At 61.8% G+C, this 18,858-nt stretch carries 23 protein-coding genes and 2 tRNA genes; 18 read left to right on the top strand and 7 right to left on the bottom strand.

Annotation, left to right across the window (positions count from 1 at the left end; all coding sequences use genetic code 11):
* The first annotated feature begins 166 nt into the window (after positions 1–166).
* From JAB4_RS19640 to JAB4_RS19600, 9 genes are all read left to right on the top strand, one after another.
* A complete protein-coding gene (locus JAB4_RS19640) occupies positions 167–2,377 on the top strand; it encodes a GGDEF domain-containing response regulator (protein WP_070217999.1) in 2,211 nt (736 codons plus the stop codon).
* 153 nt (positions 2,378–2,530) lie between these two features.
* Positions 2,531–3,373, top strand: a complete 843-nt coding sequence (locus tag JAB4_RS19635) for an urease accessory protein UreD (protein WP_070217997.1) — start codon at positions 2,531–2,533, stop codon at positions 3,371–3,373.
* 41 nt (positions 3,374–3,414) lie between these two features.
* On the top strand, positions 3,415–3,717 hold the full coding sequence (locus JAB4_RS19630; RefSeq protein ID WP_034751936.1) for an urease subunit gamma: 303 nt from the start codon (positions 3,415–3,417) through the stop codon (positions 3,715–3,717).
* Positions 3,718–3,746: 29 nt separating this feature from the next.
* Positions 3,747–4,076: an urease subunit beta gene (locus tag JAB4_RS19625; RefSeq protein WP_034751935.1), complete on the top strand. Its 330-nt coding sequence runs from the start codon at positions 3,747–3,749 to the stop codon at positions 4,074–4,076.
* A gap of 1 nt (position 4,077) precedes the next feature.
* The gene (gene ureC, locus JAB4_RS19620; protein ID WP_070217995.1) at positions 4,078–5,778 is read left to right on the top strand and encodes an urease subunit alpha; all 1,701 of its coding nucleotides are present in this window, start codon (positions 4,078–4,080) and stop codon (positions 5,776–5,778) included.
* 12 nt (positions 5,779–5,790) lie between these two features.
* Entirely contained in the window at positions 5,791–6,306 is a 516-nt protein-coding gene (ureE, locus tag JAB4_RS19615; protein WP_070217993.1) for an urease accessory protein UreE, read from the top strand.
* Positions 6,306–6,986, top strand: coding sequence for an urease accessory protein UreF (locus tag JAB4_RS19610; RefSeq protein ID WP_070217991.1), 681 nt, complete (start codon positions 6,306–6,308; stop codon positions 6,984–6,986). Before ureE ends, JAB4_RS19610 begins: the two co-directional genes overlap by 1 nt.
* A 22-nt stretch (positions 6,987–7,008) precedes the next feature.
* The gene (gene ureG / locus JAB4_RS19605) at positions 7,009–7,647 is read left to right on the top strand and encodes an urease accessory protein UreG (protein ID WP_070217989.1); all 639 of its coding nucleotides are present in this window, start codon (positions 7,009–7,011) and stop codon (positions 7,645–7,647) included.
* Positions 7,644–8,204: a HupE/UreJ family protein gene (locus JAB4_RS19600; RefSeq protein ID WP_070300510.1), complete on the top strand. Its 561-nt coding sequence runs from the start codon at positions 7,644–7,646 to the stop codon at positions 8,202–8,204. Before ureG ends, JAB4_RS19600 begins: the two co-directional genes overlap by 4 nt.
* 5 nt (positions 8,205–8,209) lie before the next feature.
* Here JAB4_RS19600 and JAB4_RS19595 read toward each other — a convergent pair whose 3' ends face one another.
* The 5 genes from JAB4_RS19595 to JAB4_RS19575 all read right to left on the bottom strand — a co-directional run bounded on the left by JAB4_RS19595 (position 8,210) and on the right by JAB4_RS19575 (position 11,310).
* Positions 8,210–8,821, bottom strand: a complete 612-nt coding sequence (locus JAB4_RS19595; RefSeq protein ID WP_070217985.1) for a 1-acyl-sn-glycerol-3-phosphate acyltransferase — start codon at positions 8,819–8,821, stop codon at positions 8,210–8,212.
* Between the two features lie 204 nt (positions 8,822–9,025).
* The gene (locus tag JAB4_RS19590; RefSeq protein WP_139143561.1) at positions 9,026–9,325 is read right to left on the bottom strand and encodes a hypothetical protein; all 300 of its coding nucleotides are present in this window, start codon (positions 9,323–9,325) and stop codon (positions 9,026–9,028) included.
* An 83-nt stretch (positions 9,326–9,408) separates the two neighbouring features.
* A complete protein-coding gene (locus tag JAB4_RS19585) occupies positions 9,409–10,473 on the bottom strand; it encodes an alkene reductase (protein ID WP_070217984.1) in 1,065 nt (354 codons plus the stop codon).
* Between the two features lie 57 nt (positions 10,474–10,530).
* Positions 10,531–10,827, bottom strand: coding sequence for a helix-turn-helix transcriptional regulator (locus JAB4_RS19580; protein WP_070217983.1), 297 nt, complete (start codon positions 10,825–10,827; stop codon positions 10,531–10,533).
* Between the two features lie 123 nt (positions 10,828–10,950).
* Positions 10,951–11,310 (bottom strand): DUF1304 domain-containing protein, encoded by a 360-nt coding sequence (locus JAB4_RS19575; RefSeq protein ID WP_083287000.1) that lies wholly within the window; start codon positions 11,308–11,310, stop codon positions 10,951–10,953.
* A gap of 212 nt (positions 11,311–11,522) precedes the next feature.
* On the opposite strand from JAB4_RS19575, the gene sugE reads away from it, so the two are divergent.
* Together sugE and JAB4_RS19565 are read left to right on the top strand one after the other, a co-directional pair.
* Positions 11,523–11,843, top strand: a complete 321-nt coding sequence (gene sugE / locus JAB4_RS19570; protein ID WP_070217981.1) for a quaternary ammonium compound efflux SMR transporter SugE — start codon at positions 11,523–11,525, stop codon at positions 11,841–11,843.
* Between the two features lie 23 nt (positions 11,844–11,866).
* Entirely contained in the window at positions 11,867–12,196 is a 330-nt protein-coding gene (locus JAB4_RS19565) for an SMR family transporter (protein WP_070217979.1), read from the top strand.
* Here the strand turns inward: JAB4_RS19565 and JAB4_RS19560 are convergent, their stop codons facing one another.
* A complete protein-coding gene (locus tag JAB4_RS19560; RefSeq protein WP_070217977.1) occupies positions 12,197–13,150 on the bottom strand; it encodes a succinylglutamate desuccinylase/aspartoacylase family protein in 954 nt (317 codons plus the stop codon).
* A gap of 147 nt (positions 13,151–13,297) precedes the next feature.
* Between JAB4_RS19560 and JAB4_RS19555 the strand changes: the two genes are divergently transcribed.
* Positions 13,298–14,410, top strand: a complete 1,113-nt coding sequence (locus JAB4_RS19555) for an acyltransferase (RefSeq protein WP_070218009.1) — start codon at positions 13,298–13,300, stop codon at positions 14,408–14,410.
* Positions 14,411–14,413: 3 nt separating this feature from the next.
* Here the strand turns inward: JAB4_RS19555 and JAB4_RS19550 are convergent, their stop codons facing one another.
* Positions 14,414–14,878 (bottom strand): hypothetical protein, encoded by a 465-nt coding sequence (locus JAB4_RS19550; RefSeq protein ID WP_070217970.1) that lies wholly within the window; start codon positions 14,876–14,878, stop codon positions 14,414–14,416.
* 148 nt (positions 14,879–15,026) lie between these two features.
* On the opposite strand from JAB4_RS19550, the gene JAB4_RS19545 reads away from it, so the two are divergent.
* From JAB4_RS19545 to rplT, 6 genes are all read left to right on the top strand, one after another.
* Positions 15,027–15,103, top strand: a tRNA-Val gene (locus JAB4_RS19545).
* 89 nt (positions 15,104–15,192) lie between these two features.
* Positions 15,193–15,269: transfer RNA gene (locus JAB4_RS19540), tRNA-Val, on the top strand.
* A gap of 215 nt (positions 15,270–15,484) precedes the next feature.
* The gene (gene thrS / locus JAB4_RS19535; protein ID WP_070218007.1) at positions 15,485–17,392 is read left to right on the top strand and encodes a threonine--tRNA ligase; all 1,908 of its coding nucleotides are present in this window, start codon (positions 15,485–15,487) and stop codon (positions 17,390–17,392) included.
* Between the two features lie 51 nt (positions 17,393–17,443).
* The gene (gene infC / locus JAB4_RS19530) at positions 17,444–17,965 is read left to right on the top strand and encodes a translation initiation factor IF-3 (RefSeq protein WP_071650129.1); all 522 of its coding nucleotides are present in this window, start codon (positions 17,444–17,446) and stop codon (positions 17,963–17,965) included.
* Between the two features lie 227 nt (positions 17,966–18,192).
* Positions 18,193–18,390 carry a 50S ribosomal protein L35 gene (gene rpmI, locus JAB4_RS19525; protein WP_038493025.1) on the top strand — a complete coding sequence of 66 codons (198 nt, stop codon included), beginning with the start codon at positions 18,193–18,195 and terminating at the stop codon, positions 18,388–18,390.
* Positions 18,391–18,416: 26 nt separating this feature from the next.
* The gene (rplT, locus tag JAB4_RS19520; protein WP_010399214.1) at positions 18,417–18,776 is read left to right on the top strand and encodes a 50S ribosomal protein L20; all 360 of its coding nucleotides are present in this window, start codon (positions 18,417–18,419) and stop codon (positions 18,774–18,776) included.
* Positions 18,777–18,858 lie beyond the last annotated feature (82 nt).

Genomic DNA, 18,858 nt, shown 5'->3' with positions numbered 1-18,858 from the left:
CTGACAACATCGGTTTCGCTGAAAAGACGGACTAAGTAGGGCCGATGGATGGTGCTAAATTGCAATAAAGATTATGATGATAGTACGTAGTTCATCGCAAAGAAAATGTCTTGTCCAGCGTGGCAACGGACCGCCGCGCCTCATCCAAAGCTGAGAGAACTGCTACATGCACCGCGATTTTTCGGAAGTGAATTCGAAGGGCGAAGTACTGATCGTTGAAGATACGCCGGCTTCGCTGAAGCTGTTGAGCGATTTGCTGGGCGGCGCCGGCTACGCGGTGCGCCAGGCGCCGAACGGCGAACTGGCTCTGTGGACGGCCCAGGCGCGCCCGCCGGAGCTGATCCTGCTCGACGTGCGCATGCCCGGCCTCGACGGCTTTGAAGTGTGCCGCCGCCTGAAGGAGATACCGTCCCTGCAGCAGGTGCCGGTGATCTTCCTGTCGGCCCAGTACGATACGGACGACAAGGTGCGCGGCTTTGCGCTGGGCGCCGTCGATTTCATCGCCAAGCCCTTCCAGGCCGAGGAAATCCTCGCCCGCACCGATGCCCACGTGCGTCTGGCGCGGGCGCAGCTGCAGCTGGCGCAGGAGCGCGCCAACCTGGAACGCCGGGTGGCCGAACGCACGGCCGAACTGGAACAGGTGGCCAGCACGCTGGCGCGCGAAGTGCAGATCCGCCGCGCCAATGAAGAATTGCTGCGCCTGTCGGGCCAGGTCTTCGAAGCGACCCAGGACGCCATCCTGATCACCGATCCGGCCGGCATCATCGTCACGGCCAATCCCGCCTTTACCCGCATCACCGGCTACGCGGCGCAGGAAGTGGTGGGCACGGACATCATGCGCCTGCATGCCGAATACACGGGCGAAGCGGTGCTGCTGGCCCTGCGCCAGGGCTTGCGCAGCAGCGGCTGCTGGTCGGGCGAGGTGCAGACGCGGCGCAAGAGCGGCGACACCTATCCCTGCCTGCTCAGCGTCTCCACCGTGCACGGGCCCGATGGCGCCGTCGTCAACTATGTGGGCGTGTTCCTCGACATCAGCGAGCGCAAGGCCGAGCAGCATCTGATCGATTTCCTTTCCTACCACGACGCGCTGACGGGTTTGCCGAACCGCGTGCTGCTGCGCGAGCGCTTCGAACAGGCGCGCGCGAACGCCGTGCGCGACAGCCAGCAGGTGGTGCTGATGTGCCTGGACCTGGACCGCTTCAAGAACATCAACGATTCGCACGGCCAGGCCGTCGGCGACAAGGCGCTGCAGGTGGTGGCGCGCTTCCTGTCCGGCTGCGTACGCGAGGGTGACACCGTGGTGCGCCAGGGCGGCGACGAATTCCAGATCCTGCTGCAGGACGATGCCCTGCTGGGACGTACCCTGGGGCTGGCGCAAACCATCCTGGCCGGCTTGCGCGAAGAATTGAGTGTTGACGGCGAGCGCCTGGCGCTGACCACCAGCATCGGCATCGCCATGTGCCCGGCAGACGGCGACAGCCTCGACGACGTGCTGCGCCACGCCGACACGGCCCTCGTGCGCGCCAAGGAAATGGGGCGCGACCACTACGCCTTCTTCACGGAGCGCATGGGCAGCGATATCCGCGCCCGCCTGGCCATGCAGCAGCAGCTGCGCGGCGCCATCGGCCGCGATGAATTCGAAGTGCATTACCAGCCGCAGATGTGCTTGCGCACGGGCGCCATGCTGGGCGCGGAAGCGTTATTGCGCTGGAATAATCCTGTGCTGGGCAAGGTGCCGCCCGGCCTGTTCATCGCGCTGGCCGAGGAATATGGCTTGATCACGGCTATCGGAGAATGGGTGCTTGAAAGCGTGTGTGCGCAGATCCGCGTGTGGCACGATGCGGGCCTGGGCAGCATCAAGGTGGCCGTCAACCTGTCCGGCAAGCAGTTCGCGCAGGACCGCACGGTGCCCTTCGTCGAGGCGGCCCTGCGCAAGTACGGCATCGCGCCCGCCTGCCTGGGCATCGAGATCACGGAAAGCACGGTGATGGGCGACCCGGACAAGGCCGTGGCGGCCCTCACGCGCCTGAAGGACATCGGCGTAGGCATTTCGCTCGACGACTTCGGCACCGGCTATTCCAGCCTCGGTTACCTGAAGCGCTTTCCCATCGACGTGCTGAAGATCGACAAATCCTTTGTCGACGACGTCACCACCAGCAGCAGCGACGCGGCCATCGCCCGTTCCGTCATCTCGCTGGCGCACAACCTCGACATGCGCGTCATCGCCGAAGGCGTGGAAACGCGCGAGCAGGTCGCCTTCCTGACGGAACACGGCTGCGACGAAATGCAGGGCTATTATTTCAGCCGCCCCCTGGGCGCCGCACTGTTTACGGCCTTGCTGCGCGAACGGCGCACCCTGGCCATGGCCGAGGCATAAGCGCCGCGGTGCGGTCGCTGCACTATGGCGGTGCATTCGCTGCAACGCGGTGCACAATTCTCACGTTTCCTTCACCTGATGCTGGCACATATCCTGCTTAGGTAATCGCTTATTTACGCGATTGCCCGCATGCCAGACAGCAGCCACCCAGTCATGCCTCCACCAGCCAGCGCACACGGCGCCTGGCAGGCGCACCTGCGCCTGGGCTTCGCGCTGCACGATGGCGTCAGCCGCCTCGTCGAACGCACGCACAGCGGCCCCCTGCGCGTGCAAAAGCCCCTGTATCCGGAAGGCGATGCCGTCTGCCACGCCATCATCATCCATCCGCCCGGCGGCGTGGTGGGCGGCGACCAGCTGGCCGTCGACGCCACGGCGGGCGAGGGCGCACACGCCTTGCTCACGTCGCCGGGCGCCGCCAAATGGTACCGCGCCAACGGCCATGTCTCGGGCCAGCACATCGTGCTGCGCGCGGGCAGCGGCGCCGCCATCGAGTGGCTGCCGCAGGAAAGCATTTTCTTCGACCAGGCCTGCGTGCGCCTGCGCCATGAGGTGGACCTGGCGGCGGACGCCGGCTACATCGGCTGCGACATCGTTTGCCTGGGCCGCAGCGCCGCAGGCGAAATTTTTAACACGGGCAGCATCAGCCAGCAGGTGCAGATCCGCCGCGGCGGCAAGCTGCTGTGGTGGGAGCAGGGTGTGCTGGCTGCCGGCGGCGCCCTGATGGCCAGCCCGCTGGGATTGGGCGGGCACACGGTATGCGCCACCCTGATCGCCGTCGGCCGGCCCGTTTCTTCCGCCGTGCTGGCGGCCGTGCGCGACATCGCCGTGCCGGAAGGAGCCGCGTTTGGCGCCACGCACATGAAATCGCTGGTGGTGGTGCGCCTGCTGTGCGGCGACAGCGAGGCGGCGCGCCGCATCATGCTGGCCGCCTGGCAGTTGCTGCGCCCCGCCATGCTGGGACGCGACGCCGTCGTGCCCCGCATCTGGAACACTTAGCATCTGGAACACTTAATCAGGAAAGAAGCGCAAGGAAAACCATGGATCTGACTCCCCGCGAAAAAGACAAGCTGCTCATTTTTACGGCCGCGCTGCTGGCCGAACGGCGCCTGGCGCGCGGCTTGAAATTGAATTACCCGGAAGCGGTGGCCCTGATCAGCGCCGCCATCATGGAGGGCGCGCGCGACGGCAAGTCGGTGGCGCAGCTGATGTCGGACGGCACCAAGATACTCTCGCGCGCCGACGTCATGGACGGCATCGCCGAGATGATCCCCGACATCCAGGTGGAAGCGACGTTCCCCGATGGCAGCAAGCTGGTGACCGTGCACCACCCGATACCGTAACCTACAAGCGACATTGACAGGAGCCCCTCATGACCCCAGGCGAATACCAATTGGAAGAAGGCGAAATCAGCTTGAATGCGGGGCGCGCCACGGCCACCGTGGTGGTGGCCAACCGTGGCGACCGGCCCATCCAGGTCGGCTCGCACTTTCACTTTTTTGAAGTCAATCCGGCGCTGGCCTTCGAGCGCTGGCGTGCCTACGGTATGCGCCTCAATATCACGGCCGGCACGGCCGTGCGCTTCGAACCGGGCCAGCAGCGCACGGTGGAACTGGTGGCGCTGGCGGGCGAACGCAAGGTCTACGGCTTCAACGGCGAAGTGATGGGCGAACTGCAAGACACACCACCGGGAAAGGATTGAGATGGCCAGCATTCCCCGCAGCGCGTATGCCGAGATGTTCGGCCCCACCAAGGGCGACCGCATCCGCCTGGCCGACACGGAACTGTTCATCGAGATCGAGCATGACTACGCGATCTACGGCGAAGAAGTGAAATTCGGCGGCGGCAAGGTGATCCGCGACGGCATGGGCCAGTCGCAGCGCTGCGCGGCCGAGGTGATGGACACCGTCATCACGAATGCCGTCATCCTCGACCACTGGGGCATCGTGAAGGCCGACATCGGCCTGAAAAACGGGCTGATCTTCGGCATCGGCAAGGCGGGCAACCCCGATATCCAGCCCGGCGTCACGCTCCCCATCGGCGGCGCCACGGAAATCATCGCCGGCGAAGGCATGATCGTCACTGCCGGCGGCGTCGACACGCACATCCATTTCATCTGCCCGCAGCAGATCGAGGAAGCCCTGATGAGCGGCGTGACCACCATGCTGGGCGGCGGCACGGGGCCGGCCGTGGGCACGGCCGCCACCACCTGCACGCCGGGACCGTGGCACTTGCACGCCATGCTGACGGCCGCCGACGCCTTTCCGATGAACCTGGGCTTCATGGGCAAAGGTAACGTCAGCTTGCCGCTGCCGCTGGAAGAACAGGTGCGCGCGGGCGCCATCGGCCTGAAACTGCACGAGGACTGGGGCAGCACGCCGGCCGCCATCGACAATTGCCTGTCCGTCGCGGACCGCATGAATATCCAGGTGGCGCTGCACAGCGACACCCTCAACGAGGGCGGATTTCTCGAGCACACCCTGGCCGCCTTCAAGGACCGCACCATCCACACGTTTCACACGGAAGGGGCGGGCGGCGGCCATGCGCCCGACATCATCGCCGCCGTGGGCCAGTCCAACGTGCTGCCCTCGTCGACCAACCCCACGCGCCCCTTCACCGTCAACACGCTCGACGAGCACCTGGACATGCTGATGGTGTGCCACCACCTGGACCCGGCCATTGCCGAAGACGTGGCCTTTGCCGAGTCGCGCATCCGCCGCGAAACCATCGCCGCCGAAGACATTCTGCACGATATCGGCGCCATCTCGATGATGTCGTCCGATTCGCAGGCGATGGGGCGAGTCGGCGAAGTGATCATGCGCACCTGGCAGACGGCGCACAAGATGAAGGTGCAGCGGGGCGCCCTGGCGCCCGACACGGCACGCAGCGACAATTTCCGCGCCAAGCGCTACGTCGCCAAGTACACGATCAACCCGGCCATCACGCACGGGATTTCGCACGTGGTCGGTTCCATAGAGGCGGGCAAGATCGCCGACATCGTCCTGTGGAAGCCCGCGTTTTTCGGCGTCAAGCCATCGATGATTTTAAAAGGCGGCATGATCGCCGCCGCGCAGATGGGCGACCCGAACGCCTCGATCCCCACGCCGCAGCCCGTGCATTACCGCATGATGTTCGGCGCCTTCGGCGGCGGCCTGAAAAAATCGTTCACCTTTGTCTCGCAGGCGGCCTACGACCTCGATATCGGGCACCAGCTCAAACTCAATAAATCCGTCATCGCCGTGAAGAACATGCGCGGCTTGCGCAAGCACGACATGATCCACAACGGCGCCACGCCGCACATGGAAGTGGACCCGGAAACCTACGCCGTGCGCGCCGACGGCCAGCTGCTCGTGTGCGAGGCGGCCGCCGTGCTGCCCATGGCGCAGCGCTATTTTCTATTTTAAGCGGGAGACATCATGCTGACTTTGCATACCAAACTGGCGGCTGACGATCCTCGCGCCGCCGCTGCCCAACTCGTGCTGCCCTACGACCAGCGCGAAAAATGCCGGCTGCGCGCCGTGCTGTCGAATGGCGAGGACGTGGCCGTGTTCACCGTGCGCGGCACGGTGCTGCGCGACGGCGAGCGCATGACGGGGCCGGGCGGGCAGGTGGTGCAGATCGTCGCCGCGCGCGAACCGACCTATCTGGTGCGCTGCGCGGATGCGCACACCTTGCTGCGCTGCGCTTTCCACCTGGGGAACCGCCACACGCAGGCGCAGGTGGGCGACGGCTTTTTGCGCATCCGCAAGGATGTGGTGCTCAAGGAAATGCTCGAAGGCTTGCGGGCGACCGTGACGGAAGAAAGCGCGCCGTTCGAACCGGAAGCGGGCGCGTATGGCGGCGGCCATGGCCACCATGACGGCCACGGCCAGCACTTGCTGGCGCCAGTGCCGCTGCGGCAGAAAATCCACCGCCCCGGTGACACTGCGTGATGCAGGCGTCGGCCCTGCTGCATCTGCTGCAGTTCGCCAGCCCGGCCTTGCCGATCGGCGCCTACAGCTATTCGCAGGGGCTGGAAGCGGCGCTCGAATCGGGCCTGGTGACGGATGCGGCCACGGCGCGCGAGTGGATTGTGCAGCATCTGGCGCAGGTGGTGGCGCGTTGGGAAGCGCCCCTGTGCTGGCGCTTGATGCAGGCGTTTGCAGCGCAGGACCTGGGCGCCGTGCAGCGCTGGAGCGAGCGTTTCATCGCTTCGCGCGATACGGCGGAATTTCGCGCCGAAACCATCCAGATGGGCTATTCCTTGACCAAGCTGCTGGCCGAGCTGGGCGTGGCCGATGGCGTCTTGATCGACATGCTGCAGGGCGAACCGGAAGTGGCTTTACCCACCGCGTATGCCTGCGCCGTGGCGGCGCTGGCCATTCCGCGCGAGGAAGCGCTGCTGGCCATGCTGTTCGCCTGGGCGGAAAACCAGGTGCTCGTCTGCGTGAAATCCGTGCCGCTGGGGCAGGTGGCGGGCCAGCGTTTGCTGCTGTCGCTGCGGCCGGACCTGGAAGCGGCGGCCCTCACGGCGCAAATGTTACCAGACGACGAGATGGGCAACTGGGCGCCAGGCCTGTCGCTGCTGTCGATGCGGCACGAAGTGCAGTACAGCCGCTTGTACCGTTCCTGAACTATTCAATGAGAGAGCAAACATGACTTCGATTACCTCCAATCCCTTGCGCGTGGGCATCGGCGGGCCCGTCGGCTCGGGCAAGACGGCCCTGTGCGAAATGCTGTGCAAGGGTATGCGTGAGCGCTACGACATGGCCGTCATCACGAACGACATCTACACCAAGGAAGACATGGAAATCCTGCTGCGCGCCGATGCCTTGCCGGCCGAACGCCTGATGGGCGTGGAGACGGGCGGCTGCCCGCACACGGCGATCCGCGAGGACGCGTCGATCAACCTGGAAGCGATCGCGCGCATGCAGGCAGATTTTCCGCATCTTGATTTGATCCTGGTCGAATCGGGCGGCGACAATCTGGCCGCCACCTTCAGCCCGGAACTGTCGGACCTGACGATCTACGTGATCGACGTGGCCGGCGGCGAAAAAATCCCGCGCAAGGGCGGCCCCGGCATCACGCGCTCCGATTTGTTGATCATCAACAAGACGGACCTGGCGCCGTATGTGGGCGCCAACCTCGACGTGATGGCGCAGGATGCCAGGCGCATGCGCGGCGAGCGCCCCTTCGTGTTTACCAACCTGCGCAGCGGCGACGGCGTGCAGATCGTCATCGATTTTATCCGCGAGCAAGGTTTGCTCGATCAACCAGGCAAGGAGCTGCAATGAGCGCAACACTGACGAAGAAAACAGCCGCCGTGGCGGCCCTGTGCCTGCTGGCCTTGCCCGCGATGGCCCATCCCGGTCACGGCGACAGCGTGGGCTTTCTGGCCGGCTTCGCCCATCCGTTCACGGGCATCGACCATTTGCTGGCCATGCTGGGCGTGGGTCTCTGGGGCGGCCAGCAGCGCCGCGGCTGGGGCCAGCCCGTCACGTTTCTCGGCATGATGCTGCTCGGCGCGCTTGCCGGCATGGCGGGCTTGACGGTGCCCGGGCTGGAAACGGGCATCGCCGCCACGGTGGCGCTGGTGGGACTGGCCATCGCGCTGGCGCTGGCCTTGCCGAACTGGCTAGGCTTGGGATTGGTGGGCGTATTTGCGCTCGCGCATGGCAATGCGCATGGCCAGGAATTGCCGGCCGCCTCGGCCGCGTGCGGCTTCATGCTGGCCTCGGCCATGCTGCTGTGTGCGGGACGTGTCGTCGGCCAGGTGCTGGCCGAGCGCGTGCTGCGTGTGGCCGGCGTGGCCTTGACGGCCGCCGGCGTGGTGCTGATGGGGGTTGCTTGAGCGGCTTACGCGCCGGGGCGCTTGTCGGACAGCACGATGGGCGCCGCCATTTCAGGATGCAAGCCCTGGTGGCCCGCATACACGGCGGCAATCGCCGCCATGTCGGCCTCCTTGTCGCCCGTCAAGTATAAATGGTCGACGACGCCCAGCACCTTGTTCGGGTAGTCGATGTAGACCAGCAGCAGCGGCACCTTGGCGGCGACGGCCAGGTGATAAAAGCCGCTTTTCCAGTTCGGGCGGTAGCTGCGCGTCGCTTCCGGCGTGATGGCCAGCCAGTACCAGTCTGCGGCCAGCATGCGTTCGGCCTGGCGCTGGATCGTGCCGCTGGTGGTACTGCGGTCGACGGGTTCGCCGCCGAGATAGAGCAGCACCTTGCCCATGGGGCCGCGGAACAGCGAATCCTTGGCCAGCCAGCGGAACGGCAAGGACAGCGCCCATTTGCCGAACAGGCCCACCATGAAATCCCAGTTGGACGTGTGCGGGTAGACGACGGCGATGCCGCGCGGCCCCGGCAAGGGGCGGAAGCGCAGGCGCCAGCCGAACAGGTGCAGCACGCGCAGCGCACAGCGCTGGTGCCAGGTCGGCAAGTCGCCCGCTTGTACAAATAAATCGTCCATTGATACCCTTCAGTGACACTGTTTTAATGGGATGGCGCTGGTGGCCATTTTCCTTGAAGCAAAAATTCTGCGCAGGCATTTTATACGGGGCTGGCGGTGGCGACAAGCAGCCGAGGCCGCTATCCATGCGGTGTCGGCGCCGTTTGTACTGCCATTTTAACCATGCTTGCTTCCTGTGCCGGGCACTAAATGCACGGTATGTGGTCAAAACTTGATGCAGGGTTGATTCACCCGATAGGGAGCCATGGCATGAAAAACAGTGTCGATGATGTACACGGAAATAATGTCCGAACGGACAAAGTGATGGCCGAGCTCGTCGAGCGTGGCGTGGCGTTTCATCACGCCCTGGGCCGGACGGTGGCGACGGCCTATTTGCGCGAGCATGCGGTACCGGCCGAAGTGATACGCCGCGTCTTCAGCAGCGTGCAGGCGCGCCGCCCGGCCCGGCCGGCACGGCGCCGATGGCGCTGAAAGACAGGCAAAAACGGCGGCCGCCACGATCATTGCGCAGCGAACTGCGTTTGTGTCGTTGCGCCCGCCGCGTGGGGGAATGAGCGGCGCAGAGCCGCTCGTGCTCAGGGCGCTGTTCAGGCTTGTGCCGCCAGTGCCGGGTAGTCCGTGTAGCCGGTCGCGTCCGGCGCGTACAGGGTGTCCGGGTTCAGCGGGTTGAGCGGCGCGTCGCTGCGCAGGCGGATGGGCAGGTCGGGGTTGGCGATGAACCACAGGCCAAAGGCCACGGCATCGGCTTCGCCCTTGGCCAGCAAGGCTTCGGCCGCCGCCTTGTCCATTTTCTCATTGGCAATGTACACGCCGCCAAATTCCTGCTTCAGGTACGGGCCCAGGCGGTCTTCACCGAGCGCTTCGCGCGCGCAGATGAAGGCGATGCCCCGTTTGCCCAGCTCGCGCGCCACATAGCCGAAGGTGGCGCGCGGGTTCGAATCGCCCATGTCGTGCGCGTCGCGGCGCGGCGCCAGATGCATGCCGACCCTGTCGGCGCCCCATACTTCGATGCACGCGTCCGTCACTTCCAGCATCAAACGGGCACGGTTTTCAATCGAGCCGCCGTAGTTATCGGTGCGCAAGTTGGTGCTGTCTTGCAGGAACTGGTCGAGCAGATAACCATTGGCGCCATGGATTTCCACGCCGTCGAAGCCCGCTTTTTTCGCATTTTCGGCGCCCAGGCGGTAGGCTGCCACGATGCCGGGAATTTCTTCCGCATCGAGCGCGCGCGGCGTGACGTATTCCTGTTTCGGGCGCACCAGGCTGACATGGCCGGCCGGCTTGACGGCGCTGGGGGCCACGGGCAGGTCGCCATCGAGGAAGACGGGTGCGGAAATGCGGCCCACGTGCCACAGTTGCAGCACGATCAGGCCGCCCGCGTCATGCACGGCCTTGGTGATGTGTTTCCAGCCTTCCACCTGCTCGTCGGACCAGATGCCGGGCGTGTCGGCATAGCCCACGCCCTGCGGCGTGACGGCCGTCGCTTCCGAGATGATCATGCCGGCCGAGGCGCGCTGCGTGTAGTACTCGGCCATCAGGGCGTTGGGCACGCGGCCAGGATTACCGGCGCGCGAACGCGTCAGCGGCGCCATGATGATGCGATTTTTCAGTTGCAGGCTGCCTATGGTGATGGGGTCGAATAAAGTTGCCATGGTTGCTATCTTTCCTGTCGAGAATGCCGCGAACGGCGATATGGATGGGGGGTGCTGTTACAAACCTTGCTGCATGTGGTCCAGAAAGGCCTGGATGGTGGCTTCATTGCGCTTGAAAAAGCTCCATTGGCCAACTTTTCTGGCGGAAATTAAACCGGCCTTTTGCAGGGTGGCCAAGTGCGCCGAGACCGTCGATTGCGACAACCCCAGCCGCCGGTCGATCAGGCCGGCGCAGACTCCAAAGTCGAGCGGATGGTCCTGTTCGCAAAAATACTGCTCCGGCTCCTTCAGCCACTGCAAAATCTGCCGCCGTACCGGATTGGCCAGCGCCTTGTGGATGGCGTCGATGTCCATGCTGTTTCTCCTGGTCGATGTTCGTCTTCAAGCGATATATGTATCGTCTTTTGTGAATTCCAATATCGGAATTTTACGATATAAATAAAAAACGTGCTGGCGGGCGGATTTTTCAGGCAGGTATCAGGCGAAGTGGAACAGCAGCAGGGCGATGACGGCAGGCACCGTTTGCAGATAGAGGATGCGCGTCATGACGGTCGCCGCGCCCCACACGCCGGCCACGGCGATGCAGGCCAGGCCGAAGACGGTGAATGCATGGGCGACGGCCGCGTCCGGGTGAAAAAAGCCCAGCGCCAGCGCGGCGACAAGAAAACCGTTGTAGCAGCCCTGGTTCGACATGGCGGGGCGCACGATCTCCGCTTTTTCCTTGGACAAGCCAAACACCTTGCGCCCGCGCGCATCGAACAGCACGGTTTCCAGCAGCACGATATAGACGTGCAGCAGCAGGATGAGGGCGGTAAGGATTTGGGCCAGTAGCAGCATCATTGTTCCCGAGAGTGAGTGGATGTAGCAATTATGCTGCCACAAGCATGTTTTTTGGCAATATTTGATTGGAGCGGCCGCACTAGAAAAAATGTGCTTGCGGCAAGAGTTTTCACCCGATGGTATACTTTTCCTTTTGCTCCTGTGGGGACGACCCCGCTCGATGTGGGGGCTGCATGGCGGGGACGACCCTGCCGCCTCGGGAGAAATAGATGGCGTGGATCATTCTGGTATTGGCGGGCTTGCTGGAAATCGGCTGGGCCATCGGCCTCAAATATAGCGCCGGTTTTACCCGTCTCGTGCCCTCCGTCTTGACGGCGGTGTCCATGCTGGGCAGCGTGGTGATGCTGGGCCTGGCCTTGCGCACCTTGCCTCTGGGCACTGCCTACGCCATCTGGACGGGCATCGGCACCGTGGGCACGGCCATCTTCGGCATCATGGTGCTGGGCGAACCGGCCAGCGCCGCGCGCATCGCCTGCATCGCCCTGATCGTCTCCGGCATCCTGGGCTTGAAATTGCTCAGCCCGCAATAAAGGATGCCAGCATGAGTCTCACCATGACGTATTTCTACCTGGCCATCGCCATCATCGCCGAAGTCATCGCCACCAGCGCCTTGAAGGCATCCGAGGGCTTCAGCCGTTTGTGGCCCAGTGTCATCACCGTTGTCGGCTACAGCATCGCCTTCTGGTGTTTGTCCCTGACCTTGAAGGTTATTCCTACCGGCATCGTGTATGCGATCTGGTCGGGCGTGGGCATCGTGCTCATTTCCGCCGTGGGCTGGTTCTGGTTCAAGCAAAGCCTCGATACGCCGGCCCTGATCGGCCTGGGGCTGATCATTGCCGGCGTGCTGGTGATTAATCTTTTCTCCAAATCAGTGGGGCATTGATCAGAAGCTGCTGGCCACCCGCGCCAGGTAATACCACTCGGCATTGGCTTGCGCGTTGACGTCCGGGAAGAGGATGTAGGCGTCGAATTCGGCCGTCACGGGCGTGCCGTCCGCGCGCACGCCGATCTGCTCGCCCTGTTTGACCTTGTCAAAGCTGGACCAGGTCTTGATGAAGCGGTCGCTTGCATGCAGCTTGTCGTGCACGACGACCATGTTCAACGCTTCCATGTCCGTGTCGGCGATCGGTTCAGGCTGCGGCGCATCGATGAAGCCGAGGAAGGCCAGGGTGTTCATGATGGCGCGGTAAGCCACGTCCGGCGCGGCCGGGTCCGCGTGCTGGCCGCATTCCAGGGTCAGCGCATAGCCGCCCGTCGAGCGCATGTATTCCGTCGTGCCCACGCCATAGCGCAAGACCAGGCCCACCTGATCGCTATTGCCCAGGCGGCGCTGTACGCCCTGGCCATACGCATGCAGCCAGCCGTCGACGAAGCGGCGCACGCCCAGGCGGCGCGCCAGCGCGCGTTCCTTGTCTTCGTGTTGAAACGGTTGCAGCGGGCCATCGTTGTTGCGCGGCCCCACCATGACGAAGGGCTGGCTGTCGGCATTGAACGAGTGCAAGTCGAGCAGCACGTCGTGCTGGCCCAGCAAAGGGCACAGCCAATTGGCGATGCGGTCTTCGAAATCTTGTGGATTGTCGTTCGGAAACAGATTGCGGTTCAGGTTGCGGTCGCCGCTGCGCACGCCCTTGGCGTAGGCCAGCGGGTTGGTGATGGGCACGAAGGTGACGCTGCCGGCCAGAATCGAGAGGGCGCCGCTGTCGAGTTCAGCCATCACGCGGTGGATGCCCTTGGTGCCGCAGGTTTCATTGCCGTGCACGGCGCCGGTGACGATCAGGCGCGGGCCGCTGCCCTGGCCCGTGTAGTTGATGGACTTGAAGTGGAGTGCGCTGCTCATGCTGGACATATCCTATGCTGTTGCGGGAAGGGAAAGCGGGGTCGGCATATTTTAGCGGGATTCGCCGTGCACGCCTGCAAAAATGTGGCCATGCCGCACTCTGGCGTGGCATGATCGGCGCCACCGTTGTTTTCCCTTGCCGATTCCATGTCCAGTACGTCCCATCCTTCCCGCCTGTATGGCCTCGATACCTTGCGCGCGCTGGCCATCGTGCTCGTCTTCATGAACCACTATTTGCTGTTCGTCAGCGAGGGCGGGGCGTTTGGTTTCTGGGGAGAAATCGGCTGGACGGGTGTGGACCTGTTCTTTGCCCTCAGCGGCTATCTGATCGGCAACCAGATCTTCGCGGCCCTGCGCAGCGAGCACGGATTTTCCTTGCCCCGTTTCTATGCGCGGCGTTTCCTGCGCACCTTGCCCAATTTTTATGTCGTGCTGGCTTTGTATTATGTGTGGCCCGCGTTTCGCGGCGACAGCGCGCTGCTGCCCCTGTGGAAATTCCTGACCTTTACGCAAAACATCAATCTGACGCCGGGCACGGCGTTTTCCCATGCGTGGTCGCTGTGCGTGGAAGAGCAGTTCTACGTGCTGCTGCCGGCCGTGGCGTTGTTGATCGCCGCCTGCCGCAAGTCGCTGCTGTGGGCGTGGCTGGCCGTGGCCGCCAGTTTGATCGTCGGCATGCTGGCGCGCGCCTACCTGTGGGATGAATACGTGCACCTGCCGCGCGGCGGCCTCGGCTATTACAAGTACATTTACTATGCCTCGTGGTGCCGTTTTGACGAACTGGTGGCGGGCGTGGCGCTGGCGCTGCTGAAGAATTACCACCCGACCGCCTGGACGCGCCTGACATCGCACGGCAACCGCACCTTGCTGGCGGGAATGGTCGGCACGGCGCTGATGTTTTACATGTTTCTCACCGATCATTATGGCTATGCGGTGACCGTGTTCGGCTATCCGGCCCTGGCCGCCAGTTTCAGCTTGCTGCTGATCGCCGCGCTCAGTCCCGGCAGTGCATTATATAAACTGCGCGTGCCGGGCGCGGCCAGCCTGGCCCTGTGGTCGTATGCGATTTACCTGCTGCACAAGCAGCTGTGCATCCTGCTGCGGCCGGTGTTGCAGGATATGGGGTATGGGCCGGACGGCGCGCCGGCGATACTGGTCAGTGTCGCCGTCAGCATCTTGACGGGCTGGCTCTTGTATAGAGTGGTGGAAACGCCGTTCATGCGCTTGCGGGCGCGCTACGTTCCCGCCAATCATGCATGACGATTACATGTCGATCACGTCCAGCCCCCGTGGCGTGCCGACCAGCAATTCCAGGATCGCATGCACGCGCAGATTCGTGTCTTCGTGTTCCGTGTTGTAGATCAAGGTGCGCAGGCCGGGCACGGCTTCCGTGATGTGGGGGCTGGCGTAGGCATTGATCAATAACAAGACCAGGTCCGTGGCGCCCGCGCCGGGCTGGCGCCGCAGCCGGTCGTGGATCACGTTCAGCAGCGCGCGCTGCATGCGCGGCGTGGGATTGCTGATGTAGGCGAAGACGCTCGGCGTGTTGGCGATGGCCGCGCAGATGCGCCGTTCGATCTCGTCGGGCTTCACGTCGGAGGCGATATCGAAATACGCGGCTTCCCAGCGCGTGCGCGCATAGGGATGATTGGGCGGGAAGCAGTCGGCCGTTTCAAAACCGCAGATGCGGCTCAGGGTTTTCAGCCAGGCGAATAGAGTGGAGTTCATGCCGCGATTCTAGCGGCATTCCGCGTGTGCCGGGCCGACTCTCTATAAAGGAGGCTGACGCCCGGGAAGCGGATGAAAAACAGATTAAAGTTTCCTGTAAAACAGCCCTTGTCATTCTGGGAAAGCCTCTCTATAATGCTGGTCTTCGGGGCGGTTAGTTCAGCTGGTTAGAATACTTGGTCGACATCCAAGGGGTCGGGGATTCGAATTCCTCACCGCCCACCAGAATTTAGCAGTAAGTGGTTTTAAAGAGTTTTAAGCTGGCGCAAGCCGCAAGCGGTCATTTGAAATACAATGATCAACAAAAGTTTTACGGGCGGTTAGTTCAGCTGGTTAGAATACTTGGTCGACATCCAAGGGGTCGGGGATTCGAATTCCTCACCGCCCACCAGAATGCAGTTAGAGAGAAAGGTAAAACCGGTTATGACACCGCGAACTACTACCAAGCTTTGGGAGTGACGCTAGTCGAACGGGTTTCCTTTGTCTCAAAAAAGTGAAAAACGCGGCTAGTCCGCGTTTTTTTGCGTCTGCGTTTTCCTTTCAGTTTTTCAGTCCACACCATTCATTGCAGTTTTACCTGGCGCCAGCGCCGATATGGAGATCAATATGCTTACAATCCGACTTCCCGATGGTTCCGCCCGTCAATTTGACGGTCCGGTCACCGTGGCCCAGGTTGCGGCCAATATTGGTACCGGCCTGGCCAAGGCTGCCCTGGCGGGCAAGGTCGACGGCAAGCTGGTCGATACCTCCTATCTGATCGAGCAAGACGCGGAATTGGCGATTGTCACGGACAAGGACGCCGATGGCCTGGAAGTGATCCGCCACTCGACGGCCCACTTGCTGGCGTATGCCGTCAAGGAATTGTTCCCGGACGCGCAAGTGACCATCGGTCCCGTGATCGACAACGGCTTTTACTATGACTTCGCCTACAAGCGTCCGTTCACGCCGGAAGATCTGGTCGCGATCGAAAAGAAAATGGCGGAACTGGCCAAGAAGGATGAGCAAGTCACGCGCAAGGTTGTCGCGCGCGACGAAGCCATCGACTACTTCAACAGTATCGGTGAAGCGTACAAGGCTGAACTGATCGGCTCGATCCCGGCCGACCAGGAAGTGTCGCTGTATTCCGAAGGCAAGTTCACGGACTTGTGCCGCGGCCCCCACGTGCCGTCGACAGGCAAGCTGAAAGTGTTCAAGCTGATGAAGCTGGCCGGTGCCTACTGGCGCGGCGACTCGAAAAACGAGATGCTGCAGCGTATCTATGGCACGGCCTGGGCCAAGAAGGAAGACCAGGAACTGTATCTGCACAACCTGGAAGAGGCGGAAAAGCGAGATCACCGCAAGCTGGGCAAACAGCTCGATTTCTTCCATTTCCAGGAAGAGGCGCCGGGCCTGATCTTCTGGCACCCGAAAGGCTGGTCGATCTGGCAGCAAGTCGAGCAATACATGCGCAATGTCTACCAGGTCAACGGCTACCAGGAAGTCAAGGCGCCGCAAATCCTCGACCGTGGCCTGTGGGAAAAGACCGGTCACTGGGATAATTACCGTGAAAACATGTTCATCACGGAATCGGAAAACCGCGCCTATGCGCTGAAACCGATGAATTGCCCTGGCCATATCCAGATTTTCAACAATGGCATGCGCAGCTACCGCGACTTGCCATTGCGTTACGGCGAATTCGGTCAATGCCACCGCAACGAACCGTCGGGCGCCTTGCACGGCATGATGCGCGTGCGCGGTTTTACGCAGGATGACGGCCACATCTTCTGCCTGGAAGAGCAGATCGCCGGCGAAGTGACGGCGTTCCACCAGCAGGCGATGGATGTGTACACGGCATTCGGCTTCACGAATATCGACGTGAAACTGGCCTTGCGTCCCGATAACCGCATCGGCACGGAAGAGTCGTGGGATTTCGCCGAGGAATCCCTGCGTTCGGCCTTGCGCGCCTGCGGCGTGGAATGGACGGAATTGCCGGGCGAGGGTGCGTTCTATGGTCCGAAGATCGAATACCACCTGAAGGATAGTCTGGGCCGCGCATGGCAAGTGGGCACCGTGCAGATCGACCCGTCGATGCCGGGCCGCCTGGGTGCCGAATACGTGGCCGTGGACAACACGCGCCAGGTGCCGATCATGTTGCACCGCGCGATCGTGGGTTCGCTGGAACGTTTCATCGGCATCCTGATCGAACACTATGCGGGTGCCATGCCGTTGTGGCTGTCGCCGGTGCAAGTGTCAGTGTTGAATATTTCCGACGCCCAAGCTGATTATGTACAAGAAGTAACAACAAAACTGCGCAAAGCGGGGCTGCGCGTACAGGCTGATTTGCGTAACGAGAAGATTACCTATAAAATACGTGAACATTCCGTACAAAAATTGCCTTACATCTTAGTAATTGGCGACAAAGAGCGGGATGCGAATACAGTGGCCGTGCGGGCGCGGGGCAATGTCGATCTGGGCGTCATGTCCGTCGATGCCCTGATTGAGCGACTCAAACATGAAGTCGACACCAAGGCCTGACGAGGAAACTCGCTGCACGACCGTCTTACAAGATTTTTAAAGGAAATTACAATAGCTACTGACAAGTCACATCGCATCAATGGCGAAATCACTGCCCCTGAAATGCGTTTAAGCGGGGTCGATAACGAGCCACTCGGTATCGTAAGTTTGGCTGAAGCCTTCCGCCTGGCGGAAGAGGCAAACGTCGACCTGGTGGAAATTGCGCCTACCGCGCAGCCACCGGTGTGCCGTTTGATGGACTACGGCAAATTTAAGTATTCGGAGCAAAAGAAAGCTCACGAAGCCAAATTGAAGCAAAAGATCATCCTCGTGAAGGAAGTCAAATTCCGTCCGGGGACTGATGATGGTGACTACAATATCAAGTTGCGTAATCTCATCAAGTTCCTTGAAGATGGCGATAAAACCAAGATCACCTTGCGTTTCCGCGGTCGTGAGATGGCGCACCAGGATATTGGCTTCCGCATGCTGGAACGTCTGAAAGCCGATCTGGAGCCGTACGGCCAGGTCGAGCAGTTCCCGAAGATGGAAGGCCGCCAAATGATCATGGTTCTTTCGCCTAAGAAGAAGAAGTAAGTTACAATAGCGTTTTACTGTGGGTGGACACAGCGCGTGCCAGCATTGGCGCGGCGTCAAACCCCAGGCAGAATTTGCGCGGCCCGCTCAGCAATGTGCGGGCCGCGTGAACTGTAGCGGACTCGCATCCGCTGCACAACATGTGAAAGCAGGCATCTAAGCGCAGCGTCGTGTTGCCACCTGCAATCCTGTTATAAATGGAGCTGTCCGTAAGAGGACAGATTGCTATGCCTAAAATGAAGACCAAAAGCTCCGCGAAAAAACGTTTTCGCGTGCGTCCAGGTGGAACTGTCAAGTCGGGTCACGCGTTCAAGCGCCACATCCTGACCAAGAAGACCACCAAGAACAAACGTCAGTTGCGCGGTACCCGTAACATCAACGCATCGGATGTCACATCCGTTATGCGCATGATGCCGACTGCTTAATCTCACACTCAATTTAAGGAGTTACTATGCCTAGAGTAAAACGTGGGGTTACAGCTCGTGCCCGTCATAAAAAGATTCTTGTTCAAGCTAAAGGCTACCGTGGTCGCCGCAGCCGTGTATACCGTGTTGCCAAGCAAGCAGTTATGCGCGCTGGCCAATACGCTTACCGCGATCGCCGCAACAAGAAGCGCGTTTTCCGCCGCCTGTGGATCGCCCGTATCAACGCCGCTTCCCGTGAGCATGGCGTAACGTACAGCGTATTCATGAACGGCTTGAAAAAAGCAAATATCGAACTGGACCGTAAAGTCCTGGCCGATATGGCTGTGATGGACAAGCCAGCATTCGCTGCGATTGTCAACGCAGTGAAAGCAAAAATCGCTGCGTAAGCATCGGTCATTGCACAACGTCATCCGTAGGGTGACGTTATAAAAGAGCGGGGCAAGGGTGTGAACCTTATGCCCCGTTTCC

It is taken from the genome of Janthinobacterium sp. HH102 (genome assembly GCF_001758625.2).
In the GTDB taxonomy this organism is placed as follows: domain Bacteria; phylum Pseudomonadota; class Gammaproteobacteria; order Burkholderiales; family Burkholderiaceae_D; genus Janthinobacterium.
The sequence above is the reverse complement of the archived record's forward strand: the minus strand, read 5'-3'. Positions and strand labels throughout refer to the sequence as shown.

Coding starts and splice junctions, on each gene's coding strand:
- JAB4_RS19640 (WP_070217999.1), top strand. CDS start 167: ATGCACCGCGATTTTTCGGAAGTGAATTCGAAGGGCGAAGTACTGATC.
- JAB4_RS19635 (WP_070217997.1), top strand. CDS start 2,531: ATGCCTCCACCAGCCAGCGCACACGGCGCCTGGCAGGCGCACCTGCGC.
- JAB4_RS19630 (WP_034751936.1), top strand. CDS start 3,415: ATGGATCTGACTCCCCGCGAAAAAGACAAGCTGCTCATTTTTACGGCC.
- JAB4_RS19625 (WP_034751935.1), top strand. CDS start 3,747: ATGACCCCAGGCGAATACCAATTGGAAGAAGGCGAAATCAGCTTGAAT.
- ureC (WP_070217995.1), top strand. CDS start 4,078: ATGGCCAGCATTCCCCGCAGCGCGTATGCCGAGATGTTCGGCCCCACC.
- ureE (WP_070217993.1), top strand. CDS start 5,791: ATGCTGACTTTGCATACCAAACTGGCGGCTGACGATCCTCGCGCCGCC.
- JAB4_RS19610 (WP_070217991.1), top strand. CDS start 6,306: ATGCAGGCGTCGGCCCTGCTGCATCTGCTGCAGTTCGCCAGCCCGGCC.
- ureG (WP_070217989.1), top strand. CDS start 7,009: ATGACTTCGATTACCTCCAATCCCTTGCGCGTGGGCATCGGCGGGCCC.
- JAB4_RS19600 (WP_070300510.1), top strand. CDS start 7,644: ATGAGCGCAACACTGACGAAGAAAACAGCCGCCGTGGCGGCCCTGTGC.
- JAB4_RS19595 (WP_070217985.1), bottom strand. CDS start 8,821: ATGGACGATTTATTTGTACAAGCGGGCGACTTGCCGACCTGGCACCAG.
- JAB4_RS19590 (WP_139143561.1), bottom strand. CDS start 9,325: ATGATCGTGGCGGCCGCCGTTTTTGCCTGTCTTTCAGCGCCATCGGCG.
- JAB4_RS19585 (WP_070217984.1), bottom strand. CDS start 10,473: ATGGCAACTTTATTCGACCCCATCACCATAGGCAGCCTGCAACTGAAA.
- JAB4_RS19580 (WP_070217983.1), bottom strand. CDS start 10,827: ATGGACATCGACGCCATCCACAAGGCGCTGGCCAATCCGGTACGGCGG.
- JAB4_RS19575 (WP_083287000.1), bottom strand. CDS start 11,310: ATGCTGCTACTGGCCCAAATCCTTACCGCCCTCATCCTGCTGCTGCAC.
- sugE (WP_070217981.1), top strand. CDS start 11,523: ATGGCGTGGATCATTCTGGTATTGGCGGGCTTGCTGGAAATCGGCTGG.
- JAB4_RS19565 (WP_070217979.1), top strand. CDS start 11,867: ATGACGTATTTCTACCTGGCCATCGCCATCATCGCCGAAGTCATCGCC.
- JAB4_RS19560 (WP_070217977.1), bottom strand. CDS start 13,150: ATGAGCAGCGCACTCCACTTCAAGTCCATCAACTACACGGGCCAGGGC.
- JAB4_RS19555 (WP_070218009.1), top strand. CDS start 13,298: ATGTCCAGTACGTCCCATCCTTCCCGCCTGTATGGCCTCGATACCTTG.
- JAB4_RS19550 (WP_070217970.1), bottom strand. CDS start 14,878: ATGAACTCCACTCTATTCGCCTGGCTGAAAACCCTGAGCCGCATCTGC.
- thrS (WP_070218007.1), top strand. CDS start 15,485: ATGCTTACAATCCGACTTCCCGATGGTTCCGCCCGTCAATTTGACGGT.
- rpmI (WP_038493025.1), top strand. CDS start 18,193: ATGCCTAAAATGAAGACCAAAAGCTCCGCGAAAAAACGTTTTCGCGTG.
- rplT (WP_010399214.1), top strand. CDS start 18,417: ATGCCTAGAGTAAAACGTGGGGTTACAGCTCGTGCCCGTCATAAAAAG.